The sequence below is a fragment of the Meiothermus sp. genome, assembly GCF_026004075.1.
GTDB lineage: Bacteria > Deinococcota > Deinococci > Deinococcales > Thermaceae > Meiothermus.
The window spans coordinates 83,593-95,000 of sequence record NZ_BPIK01000001.1 but is presented as its reverse complement, the minus strand read 5'-3'; the positions used below and the strand labels follow the sequence as shown (position 1 = coordinate 95,000).

Here is an 11,408-nt window from a genome sequence, read left to right as displayed (position 1 = left end):
TACTTCCACTTACGTGTTCGCACAGAGCTGAGTTTTTGGTAAACAGTCGCCAGCGCCTATTCACTGCGGCTCGCTCATCGCGAGCACCCCTTCTCCCGAAGTTACGGGGCTAGATTGCAAAGTTCCTTAGCGAGGGTTCTCCCGCGCGCCTTGGTGCATTTACACCCACCCACCTGTGTCGGTTTACGGTACGGGTACTCCGCAGTTATGCTTAGAGGCTTTTCTCGGCTCCATGGCTTCAGCGAGTTATCACCTTGCGGCTTCCACACCACCCACCGGTAACGGACTACGGATTTGCCTATAGTCCCCTTTGGGCTTCTGTCCGGGCTCATCCATGGCTCCGGTTCGCTTAGCCTAAAGCGTCCCCCCATCGCACTGCGTAGTAGGACTGGAATATTAACCAGTTGTCCGTCGGCCTCGCCTCTCGGCTTATCCTTAGGCCCCGCCTAACCCTACGATGACGACCATCGCGTAGGAAACCTTGGGTTTACGGCGAAGGGGATTCCCACCCCTTTTATCGTTACTCATGCTGGCATTCGCACTTCCCGTACCTCCACCACTCCTCACGGTATGGCTTCATCGGCATAGGGAACGCTCCTCTACCGCTGTATTGGGGCCGCGAGCGGCCTCAATACAACCCGCGAATTCGGTGACAGGTTTAAGCCCCGATCATTTTCAGCGCAGGGTCACTCGACTAGTGAGCTATTACGCACTCTTTAAAGGATGGCTGCTTCTAAGCCAACCTCCTAGCTGTCTGGGCAACCCCACATCTTTATCCACTTAACCTGTACTTGGGGACCTTATTCGGCGATCTCTGTTGTTCCAGCGCTTGGACACGGATGTTAGCACTCGTGCCCTCACTCCCGGACTCCATTTCGGACCCTTCAGAGTTTGAAAGGGTTTGGTAGGCTGGTAGGCCCCCTAGCCCTATCAGTGCTTTACAGGCCCAAATAAGCATCCGAGGCTGACCCTAAAGTCATTTCGAGGAGAACTAGCTATCTCCCAGATCGGTTAGCTTTTCACTCCTAACCCCAGCTCATCCGAAGGATTTGCATCTCCAACCGGTTCGGCCCTCCACCGAGTGTCACCTCGGCTTCAGCCTGGCCAGGGCTAGCTCTCTGGGTTTCGAGTCTACGGCAGCCGACTACATGGGCCGCGAACGGCCCATCTCCGCCCTATTCGGACTCGCTTTCGCTACGCCTCCGCCTTCCGGCTTAAGCTCGCCGACTACCGTAAGTCGCCAGCTCATGCTTCAATAGGCACACCAAAAGACCGCTACTTGCGTAGATAGCCCCTTGATTGCTTGTGAGCACACGGTTTCAGGTTCTATTTCACTCCCCTCCCGGGGTTCTTTTCACCTTTCCCTCACGGTACTGGTACGCTATCGGTCACCTAGAGTATTTAGCCTTACGCGGTGGGCCGCGCAGATTCACCCATAGCTCCACGAACCACAGGCTACTCGGGTACTGGCTACTAGCTTCCGCCTTTCGTCTACAGGACTTTCACCTTCTATGGTGGGCTTTCCCAAAACCCTTCGACTAGACTTCCGCTTCGATATCGCCAGCCCCACAACCCCACTGAGCACGCTCAGCAGTTTAGGCTACTCCCCTTTCGCTCGCCGCTACTCAGAGAATCGAACTCTCTTTCTTCTCCTCTGGGTACTTAGATGTTTCAGTTCCCCAGGTTCCCTCTCACTCGCGTGAGTGACCTGTGTTCCCACAGGCCGGGTTCCCCCATTCGGATATCCCGGTATCAACGCTTACTACCAGCTCCACCAGGCTTTTCGCAGGTAATCACGTCCTTCATCGGCTTAGGTGCCAGGGCATCCACCGTGTGCCCGTTCTATCTTGACCTTTATTCCCTCCTCAGAGTCGCCCCTGAAGATAAGGTCTATTCCAACCCACCCCATAACACCTCTACCGCTATCGCAAATAGAAGCCTGGGATGGACTTCCTTCCTTCCTCTACAGCCCCTTTTTCATGATCCTCGCGCCTGACTTCGTATCGCGGCGCAACGAGAAGAATATCAAAGGTGGTGAGATGTGTCAATAGGGGTGTCCCCTTACCCCTCCTTTGAAGGGCTTAGACTAGAACGAAGAGGGGCATTCGTATCGGCAAAGCTGGTATCGGTGGTGCACGTGGTGCGCGGTGTTTTTTGGAAATGGCTTGTCTTTCGCTACGAGGCTCGGAATCTGGGCCGGGTAGGATAAAGGATATGAAGCAGAATCTCTCTGTCGAGGAAGCTTTAGAGATCGTATTGCAAAAGGCTAAGCCTCTGCAAAGCATTGAGCATCTGCCTCTAGCAGCAAGCTATGGTGCTGTTTTGGGTGAAGACCTGGCCTCGAGCGTCGATCACCCCTCTGCCGACGATACAGCTGTAGACGGTTATGCTTGCCTCGAGGCCGACACCCGAAGCGCTTCTCTGGGCAATCCGGTCAGGCTCGAGGTGATCGGGCAATCCCCTGCAGGTAAACCCTTTGCAGGGAAAATAGGGCCTGGCCAGGCAGTCCAGGTTTTTACCGGTGCCCCCATTCCAGATGGAGCAAGTGCTGTGATTCGAGTAGAAGACACTTTGCGAGAGGATGGTTTTGTATGGCTGATGAAGCCAGCATCACCGGCCGACATCCGCCGCAAGGGAGACGACCTGGTGCAGGGGCAGATCTATCTGCGTAAAGGCGACCTGCTCACGCCAGGACGCGTAGGGCTGGCCGCTGCGATGGGTTATGCCACCGTACCGGTAATAAGGCGGCCCCGGGTGGGTATCTTATCTACTGGAGACGAAGTGGTTGAGCCGGGGGAGCCCTTGCCCTATGGTGGGGTCTACAACTCCAACAGCTACTCCGTAGCAGGCTTGGTAGCTGAGGCAGGCGGTGAGCCTATCATTTTGCCGAAGATATCAGATGATGTAGAGGGTCTGCGCACCCAGTTGCGGCGAGCTGGACAACTCGATTTGCTCATTACCACCGGTGGGGTTTCGATGGGGGAATACGACATCGTGCGGCAATTACTGGAGCGCGAGGGTGAAATACACTTCTGGAAGGTTCGAATACAACCCGGTGGCCCTTTACTTTTTGCTACCTGGAACGAACTACCCCTGATGGGCCTGCCTGGCAATCCAGTCTCGGCCATGGTCACGTTTTTACTCTTCGGGCGGCCTTTGCTCTTCAAGCTGCAAGGACGTACCGACCCACCCCTTGGCCGGGTGAAGGCCATTGCCGATACGCCGTTTGAGGCCAACCCCACCCGCCGGGCCTACCGCCGGGCTGTCTTGCGTTGGGAGGACGACCACTACCGCGTAGCCACCACCGGAAATCAGTCCAGTGCAGTGCTGAGGTCAATGGCAGTCGGAAACGCCCTGGTAGTGCTCGAGGTCGGGCTTTCAGCCCAGCAAGGCGAGTTGGTAGAAGTGATTCCCTTTCCAGGCGCATTGTAGCTGCTATTGACAAAATCTTTCACATCCCCCACACTGCAAGGGTTGCGCCTACTCGAAGCCGCAGGGTGCGGTCGGGCGCATGGTTCAACAAAGCCGTACATCCTTACCCCTAGGTACAGTTTGGACATTCGGTTCTTTCTGGGATGAGCGGCTCGAACCCTACAGGGTTGGTTTCGCCCACGAGGCATTCAGCCCACACCCAAAAAGGACGTTTGAAGTATGGAGTTCTCCGCATTTACGTTAAGACCCGAAGTTGCCCAGGCCCTCCAGGCCAAAGGTTTCACCACCGCCACCCCCATCCAGGCCGCGGCCATCCCGCTGGCCCTCGAGGGCAAAGACGTGCTGGGCCAGGCCCGCACCGGTACCGGCAAGACCCTGGCCTTTGGTATACCCATCGCCAACCGTTTGGACGCGGCTCACGAGCGGGGGCGCGCCCCCAGGGCTTTTGTTCTCACCCCTACCCGCGAGCTGGCCCTTCAGGTAGCCAAAGAGCTGGAGTGGCTGGCCCCACACCTGACCATCACCCCCATCTACGGTGGCACCGGTTACGGCAAGCAGGCCGAAGCCCTCAGGCGCGGCACCGACGTGGTGGTGGCCACCCCAGGCCGGGCCATCGACTACATGGAGCAGCGCGTGCTCAACCTTTCCAAAGTTGAGATTGTCGTGCTCGACGAAGCCGACGAGATGCTCTCGATGGGCTTCGAGGAAGCGGTGGAGCAGCTCTTGGAGGCCACCCCGCCCACCCGGCAGACCCTGCTGTTCTCGGCCACCCTGCCCACCTGGGCGCGCCGTCTCTCCGAGCGCTACCAAAAGGCGGCCATCCACATCAACGTGATCAAGGACGAGGCCATCTCCTACGAAGAAGTGGCGATTCAAGCACCTATTCACAACCGCCTCTCGGTGCTTTCGGATCTGCTTTTTGCTTACGCCCCCGAGCGCACCATCGTTTTTACCAGCACCAAGGCCGAGTGCAACGACCTGGCCCTGGGCTTGGAAAGCCGGGCCCACAGCGCCGCCCCCATCCACGGCGATATGGGCCAGATTGACCGTGAACGGGTGATGGAACGCTTCCGCAGTGGGGCGGTGAGCGTGCTGGTGGCAACCGACGTGGCGGCTCGAGGTCTCGACATCCCCGAGGTAGACCTGGTGGTGCACTACCGCCTGCCCGACCAGAACGAGTCGTACCTGCACCGCTCAGGCCGCACCGGACGGGCGGGGCGCTCGGGCAAGGTGGTGATTCTTTACGGCCCGCGTGAGAAGCGCGAGCTGGAGACCCTCGAGCGCGAACTCAAGCGTAACTTCAAGCGGGTTAACCCCCCCACCCCCGAAGAGGTCATGGCTGCTAAATGGGCCGTGCTAGCCCGCCGCATCGCCAAGCAACCCGAGGCCGATAAAAAGCTCTGGCGTGAACAGGCCGAGCGTCTGATTGCCGAAGGCGGCGTAGACGCCGTGGCCGGCATGCTGGCCCTGATTCTGGGCGGTGCGCCCACCCCCAAGAGCCTGATTACCGGTGAGGAGAACTGGGTCACGGTCAAGCTCTCGGGCTCGCGCATCAGCGTGAACCGGGCCGTGGCGGTGTTGAAGGGTGCCGGCGCTGGCGAGATTGGCCGGATTCGCCTGGATGGGGATGTGGCCGCCTACGTGGACATCCGTCCCGAGGATCTGGGCAAACTGGATCACACCGCTCTGCGCGACCTGCGCCTTACCAAGGCCACCGAGGTTCCAGCTGAAGCCCGACCGTCCGAGCGCCAAGGACAGGGCTTCGTGCGCGGTCAGGGCAAACGTCAGGGTCAGGGTCGCCGCGAAGGCAGTGGACAACGCCGCAGCCAGGGTGAGCGTCCCTTCGAAGGCCAGGCCGAAGAACGCCGCGAAGGGGAGCGCCGGCGGGTCGTGTACCGATAAGCGACAGAAAACGCAAAGCCCCACAACTTGGGGCCCCCGCGGGAAGCGCAAATAGGTTCCTGAACAAGAACACGCTGTTTTCTGCGACGGGCCAAGGCGCAAGGCTTTCCGTGGGGTACATAAAAGCCCCCTCGCTCGAGGGGGCTTTTTATTTTAGGTCTGCAAACGCGGGCGGCGCGCTCGGGTTAGCAGCCAGATGCCCGCCAGGAGCAGCAGGAGGGGCAATCCCCACTGAAGCAAGAACCCCAGCAGACCCGCCGCCACGCCAATAGCGCTGCCCACCACCCACAGCACCAGGCCCAGAACCAGCAACACCAGCAGCAGCGGGAAGAGCATTACCCCCAGCACCGCCAGGGCCGGCAGGGCTGCAACGGCCAGCACCACCCCCAGGAGTGGCCCCAGCAAACCCGTGACCAGCAGAACGGCCAGAATTACCAGCGACCAACCGAGGAGTTCCATGCCTCGAGGGTAGCGCATCCGGAGGTGGGGGTCGTAAGCCCCCTCACACTTCAAAGCTCTTCGTCGCCGCCCAAACCCTGCTTGCGGAAGCGAGCCACCAGCACGGGCGCGAGCAGCGAGAGCCCCGCCAGCACCCACAGCCCAACGGCAATGGGGCTGCTGAACAGATAGCCCACATCGCCGTTGCTGATGGTCATGGCCCGGCGCAGGTTGATCTCCATCAGGTAGCCCAGCACCAGGCCCAAAAGCACCGGGGCCAGGGGAAACTCGAGCTTGCGCATCAGGTAGCCCACCAGCCCGAACACCGCCATCAGGAGCAGGTCGAAGGGGTTGTTGTTGACCGCATAGACCCCAATGAAGCTAATAGCCAGCACCGCCGGAATCAGGAACCAGGCCGGCACCGCCAGAAGCCGCACGAAAAGGCCCACCAGGGGCAGGTTCAGGAGCAACAGCACCGCGTTGCCCACGTACATCGAGGCAATCAGGCCCCAGACCACCTCGGGGTGCTGCTGAAACATCTGCGGCCCCGGCGTCACCCCCAGGCTCATCAGGGCCCCCAGCATGATGGCGGTCGTACCGCTACCGGGCAGGCCTAAGGTGAGCAGGGGAATCATGGCCCCGCCCGCCGCGGCGTTGTTGGCCGACTCGGGGGCGGCCACCCCGCGCAGGTCGCCCTCACCAAACCGGGCCTTATCGCCCAGGAGACGCTTCTCGGTGGTGTAGGCCACAAAGCTGGCAATGGAGGCCCCCGCGCCGGGCAAAACCCCAATCAGGAAGCCCAGCACGCTGCTGCGCAGAATGGTGAAGAGCGAGCCCATGAAGTCCTTGAAGGAGAGGTAGATGCGCCCCACCTGGGCCCGCATGGCCCCAGGGGTTTTCTCCTCCAGAAGCATGAGCACCTCGCTCACCGCGAAGAGGCCGATGGCTACCACCAGAAAATCCATGCCGTCCTCGAGCTGCAAGAAACCAAAGGTGTAGCGCGAGATACCCGACTGGGGATCCTGGCCCACCGTGGCCAGCATCAAGCCAAAGCCCGTGGCAATCAGGGCTTTGAACATGTTCTTGCCCGCCAGGGCCGAGAGGGTGGAGAAGCCAAAGACCATCAGGGCGAAGTACTCGGCCGGCCCAAAGCGGATGGCCCACTGGGCCAGCAAGGGGCCCAGGGTCATCAGGCCCACCACCGAGAGGGTTCCGGCGATAAACGAGCCCCAGGCGGCCATGGCCAGGGCCGGGCCGGCTTTGCCCTGCTTGGCCAGCTTGTTGCCGTCAATTGCGGTGACCACCGACGAGGTTTCGCCGGGGATGTTGAGCAGGATGCTGGTGGTGGAGCCGCCGTACATGGCCCCGTAGTAGATGCCGGCCAGCAGAATCAGGGCCGACTCGGGCGGCATCTTGAGGGCAAAGGTGAGGGGCACCAGCAGGGCCACCCCGCTGATGGGGCCGATGCCGGGCAGCACCCCGATGAGCGTACCCACCAGGCACCCCAGCACCACCAGGAGCAGGTTGAGGGGCTCTAAGGCCACCCCAAAACCGTTTAGAAGCGCTTGCAGGATGTCCATAGGCCGCTCCTATCCGAAAATCCGGCCCACCGGCAGGGTTACGCCCAGGCCTTCGGTGAACAGGAAGTAGACCGCCAGCGTAAAGGCCAGCGCGCCGCCCAGGCCTTGCCACCAGCGCGCCCCAAACAAAACCGAGAGCAGGGTCATCTCGAGGGTGGTGGTGAGGATAAAGCCCAGCGGAACCACCAGGTAGGCGTAGGCCACCAGGCTCAGGAGCACCAACCCCAGCACCGGCCAGAAGCGCGGGGCCGGCCAGGTGGGGTTGGGGTCGGGCTTGAAGAGGAGCCACAGGGCCGAAAGCCCCACCAGAATGGCGATGATGTAGGGGAAAGGCCGGGGGCCCAGGGGGTCGGAAAGGAAGCCCACCTGCATCCGGCTGGCCTCGAGGCCATACCCCAGGGCCAGTAACAAAATCAGGATGCCTACGATGCGGTCGGTCATAAAGGAGGCTCAAGCGTATGGCCGACAGCCCGCAGCGGTGGGCCCTGGGCTATCGGCCATCTGGTTAGGGGCTAGCGGATGATACCCAGCTCACGGGAGAGGTTGCGGAACTGGTTGACCTGGCGGTCGATAAAGACCTGGAACTCGGCCCCGGCCATGAAGAACTGGCCCAGGCTGTTCTGCTCACGAATCCTGGCCCACTCCGGGCTGCGCTCCACCTGCCGCAGGGCCCTGAGCCAGAACTCGTAGGCCTCGGCAGGCATGTTCTTGGGCACATAAAAACCCCGCCAGACCACCCACTCCACGTTGTAGCCCAGCTCCTTGAGGGTGGGCACGTTGGCGTAGGGCGCGGGGAGGCGGCGGGGCGACATCATCCCCAGTACCCGCACCGTACCGGCCTCGACCTGGGCACGCAGCTCGGAGGCATCACCGGCAAACACCTGGATAAAGCCGCCCAGCAAAGAGGTCAGGGCCTGGCCGCCGCCGTCGAAGGGCACGTACTTGATCGAGCGCGGTTCGATACCGGCCGCCCGGCCCAGCAGCAGCACCTTCATGTGATCCTGGCCGCCCACGGCGCTACCACCACCCACCGCAATCTTGGAGGGGTCGGCCTTCCAGGCTGCCACCAGCTCCTGCATGGTTTTCCAGGGGGCGTCGGCCTTGACCGCCACCAGGCCGAAGTCGGCGGCTACTGCGCCCAGCCAGCGCACGTCGCGCTCGGTAAAGCGGCTGAACTGTCCCTGGGCCAGGCGCACCGTGGTGGCCGGACTGGCCGCCACAATCAGGTTGGGGTCGTCGTTGCGCTGGGTAACCACGTTGGCATAGGCCACCCCCCCGCCCCCACCGGTGAGGTTGGTGGTTTTAATCGGCTGGGTCACAATCTTGAGGTCTTGCATGACCTGGGCCACACTACGGCAGGTGAAGTCCCAGCCGCCTCCAGCCCCCGCCGGAGCGATGCACTCGGGGTTGCGCGGGGTGAACTGGGCCAGTCCACCGCCAAAAGCCAGCAAAACCACAGCTAAAGTTGCCAGACGCATCATGAATCCTCCTTATTTGGCAAAGGTTGCCACACGTGCAGGGTGTCTAAGATTCTATCCCGCTTGACCTGCCCGTCAAGACCGGCCAGCGGCCAGCAAAACAGAACCCTCGAGGCTTTCCAGCAAGGCTTCCCGTGAACGCTCGAGGTGCTGCTGCAAAAAAGCCGCGGCCTCCTCGCCCTTGCCCTGCTGCACCAGCTCGATCAGGGTCAGGTGGTCGGTGTGGGCCTGGTCGGCCCCCTGCGGACGGGTGATCTCGAGGTAACGGGCCCGGTAGATGCGCTGCAAGACCTGGGCCAGCGAGGCCACTGCAAAGCGGTTGCCGGTGAGCTTGGCCAGGGCCAGGTGAAAGTCGGTGGCTTTCTCCAGTTCCACCTCGGGGTCGAGGTCGGCCTCCACCGAGGCCAGCAGGTCGCGGAGCTGGCGGGCGTTGGGCCGCCGGGCCGCTGCCACCCGCACGATCTGCCCCTCGAGCCAGCTTCTAAACTCGAAGGCCTCCTCCAGCTCGGCCAGGTCGAGGGGGGCCACGGTATACACCCGGCCCGTGCGCTGCACCAGCCCCTCCCGGAAAAGCTGCTGGATGGCCGCCCGGATGGGCGTGCGGGAAACCGCCAGCAGTTCTTCCAGCTTGCGCTCCACCAGCGGTTCACCGGGCTTGAGCGCCAGCGAAAGAATCATCCGGCGCAGGCGACGGTAGGCTTCTTCGGTTTGCGGTGCAAGCATAGAGGCAAGTGCTATGCTACCCTTTTTGGTATACCAGCTCAAGCCTGATTCGGAGAGCCATCGGCTACTATGTTGCCTTGGGAGCAACTCAGTGTTGAGGGTCAACTTCTTCCAGCTGTCCATCCACTGCCAGCCAACGGATGCCCTTCTCCCGTGCGTACTCACGCAAATCGGCAAGGTTGCGCGTCCAGGCCAGCTCCACCCGCCTGCCCTCGGCCCGAAGCTGGCGGGCCAGGGCCCGATCCAGGGCCAGCACCTCCGGGGGGGGTTCGGAAAGCGGCAGGCGCAGGGCCTCCATCACCCGCTCGAGGCCCAGAGCAAAGCCCGCCGCAAAAGGCAGCAGGGCACCGTCGTAGCGGCCCCCGCCCAGAAGCGGCAGGCCAAAGTCGGGGGTGTAGGCCTGGAAGTTGAGGCCGGTGTAGAAGTTCAGCAGCCGGGCCCGGCCCAGATCGAGCAGCAAGGGCACCTCGGGCAGCAGGGCCAGCACGGCCTCGAGCCAGTCCAGGTCGGCCTGGGCCTTGTCCGATAGGGGCAGCCCGCGGGCTTCGGCCAGCACCTCGCGTCCGCCGTACAGGTCGGGCAGGGCCAGCAGGGCTTTTTGCAGGCCGGGATGCACCCGATAGTCCCCCAGCAGGGCCTCGAGCTCCGGGCTATTCTTGCGGTGGATAGCCTGGCGCAGGCGCTCCTTTTGCTCGCCGGGCAGGCCCGTGGCATCCAGCAGATCCCGCACCAGCGCGGGGAGCCCTACCTCGATCTTGGCTTCGGCAAAGCCCGCCAGCTGCAAACACGCCCAGGCCAGCTCGAGCACCTCGGCGTCGGCCATAGGGCTCGAGACCCCCACCAGCTCGGCCCCCACCTGACTGAACTCGCGGCTGCGCCCCAGCTCGGCGTTGGCCTCGCGCAGCCAGAGGTTCCCAGCGTACTGCAAGCGCACCGGCTGGCCGGTTACCAGCCGCCCGTTGCTCCGCAAGAGCCCCGCCACCGCGGTGGTGAACTCCGAGCGCAGGGCCAGCACCTCGCCGGTTTTGTCCACCAGCTTGAAGGCCCGCTCGGCCAGGGCGTGCTGGGGGTCGTAAAGTTCCAGCGCCGGCAGCTCCACCGGCTCGTAGCCCCAGCTATACAGCAGGTTGATCAGGCGCTCTTGCAGCTCGCGGCGCAGGCGGGCTTCCGGGGGCAAAAAGTAGCGGGTGCCTTCGGGGATCATTTACTTCTGGCAAAAATCTTCACCGAGAGGATTTTGTCGCGTTCCCGGCTGGCCTGGGGGCCCTCGGTGGGGGCGATGCGCTCGACCACCCCCATCCCCTCCACCACCTGCCCGAAAATGGTGTACTGCTGATTGAGGTTGGGCGTGGGGCCGTAGGTGATGAAGAACTGGCTGCCGTTGGAGTTGGGGTCCATGGTGCGGGCCATGCCCAGCAGGCCTTTTTTGTCGTAGTTGAGCTTGGGGGTGACCTCGAGGCCAAACTGGTAGCCGGGGCCGCCCATGCCGGTGCCGGTGGGGTCGCCGGTCTGGGCCACAAACCCCGGAATCACCCGGTGGAACACAACCCCCTCGAAGTAGCGGTGGAGGGCTAGAAACACGAAGGAGTTAACGGTGATGGGGGCCTCGTTCTCGAACAAATCGATGCCGATTTTTCCTTTGCTGGTCTCGATCTCGGCGTAGTAGTCGAACTTGGTCGGGTCAATCACCTGTTCGGGCCTGGCAAACCGGGTCACCGGCTGGTCGGACTTGTAGGGCAGGGCTTCCATCTTTCCTCCTAGGCTACTCTTTGCTCCGCCGTTGCCTTGCCAGAGGAAGAAAGCGGCGATGGCCAGGGCCAGCAGAGCGGCGATTAGCAGAGCAGCGCGCATCCCA

The 11,408-nt window shown here is 62.3% G+C and carries 9 protein-coding genes and 1 rRNA gene (1 of these 10 running past the window's edge); 2 read left to right on the top strand and 8 right to left on the bottom strand.

All coding sequences use genetic code 11. The annotated features are described in order from the left end of the window. Window positions 1-1,853: ribosomal RNA gene (locus tag Q0X18_RS00455) — 23S ribosomal RNA — on the bottom strand (it extends 1,064 nt beyond the left edge of the window). Between the two features lie 361 nt (window positions 1,854-2,214). On the opposite strand from Q0X18_RS00455, the gene glp reads away from it, so the two are divergent. Together glp and Q0X18_RS00445 are read left to right on the top strand one after the other, a co-directional pair. After that, window positions 2,215-3,432, top strand: coding sequence for a gephyrin-like molybdotransferase Glp (gene glp, locus Q0X18_RS00450; RefSeq protein WP_297557244.1), 1,218 nt, complete (start codon window positions 2,215-2,217; stop codon window positions 3,430-3,432). 219 nt (window positions 3,433-3,651) lie between these two features. Further along, a complete protein-coding gene (locus Q0X18_RS00445; protein WP_297557242.1) occupies window positions 3,652-5,334 on the top strand; it encodes a DEAD/DEAH box helicase in 1,683 nt (560 codons plus the stop codon). 153 nt (window positions 5,335-5,487) lie between these two features. Here the strand turns inward: Q0X18_RS00445 and Q0X18_RS00440 are convergent, their stop codons facing one another. The 7 genes from Q0X18_RS00440 to Q0X18_RS00410 form a co-directional block, all read right to left on the bottom strand. Then, entirely contained in the window at window positions 5,488-5,793 is a 306-nt protein-coding gene (locus tag Q0X18_RS00440) for a hypothetical protein (protein ID WP_297557241.1), read from the bottom strand. Between the two features lie 50 nt (window positions 5,794-5,843). Then, the gene (locus Q0X18_RS00435) at window positions 5,844-7,352 is read right to left on the bottom strand and encodes a tripartite tricarboxylate transporter permease (protein ID WP_297557240.1); all 1,509 of its coding nucleotides are present in this window, start codon (window positions 7,350-7,352) and stop codon (window positions 5,844-5,846) included. A gap of 9 nt (window positions 7,353-7,361) precedes the next feature. After that, entirely contained in the window at window positions 7,362-7,793 is a 432-nt protein-coding gene (locus Q0X18_RS00430) for a tripartite tricarboxylate transporter TctB family protein (RefSeq protein ID WP_297557238.1), read from the bottom strand. Window positions 7,794-7,864: 71 nt separating this feature from the next. Continuing rightward, on the bottom strand, window positions 7,865-8,830 hold the full coding sequence (locus tag Q0X18_RS00425; RefSeq protein ID WP_374707517.1) for a Bug family tripartite tricarboxylate transporter substrate binding protein: 966 nt from the start codon (window positions 8,828-8,830) through the stop codon (window positions 7,865-7,867). A 75-nt stretch (window positions 8,831-8,905) separates the two neighbouring features. Next, window positions 8,906-9,553 carry a GntR family transcriptional regulator gene (locus tag Q0X18_RS00420; RefSeq protein WP_297557236.1) on the bottom strand — a complete coding sequence of 216 codons (648 nt, stop codon included), beginning with the start codon at window positions 9,551-9,553 and terminating at the stop codon, window positions 8,906-8,908. Between the two features lie 88 nt (window positions 9,554-9,641). After that, window positions 9,642-10,757, bottom strand: coding sequence for an ATP phosphoribosyltransferase regulatory subunit (locus Q0X18_RS00415; RefSeq protein WP_297557235.1), 1,116 nt, complete (start codon window positions 10,755-10,757; stop codon window positions 9,642-9,644). Then, on the bottom strand, window positions 10,754-11,404 hold the full coding sequence (locus tag Q0X18_RS00410; RefSeq protein WP_297557233.1) for a peptidylprolyl isomerase: 651 nt from the start codon (window positions 11,402-11,404) through the stop codon (window positions 10,754-10,756). Before Q0X18_RS00410 ends, Q0X18_RS00415 begins: the two co-directional genes overlap by 4 nt. Window positions 11,405-11,408: the final 4 nt, after the last annotated feature.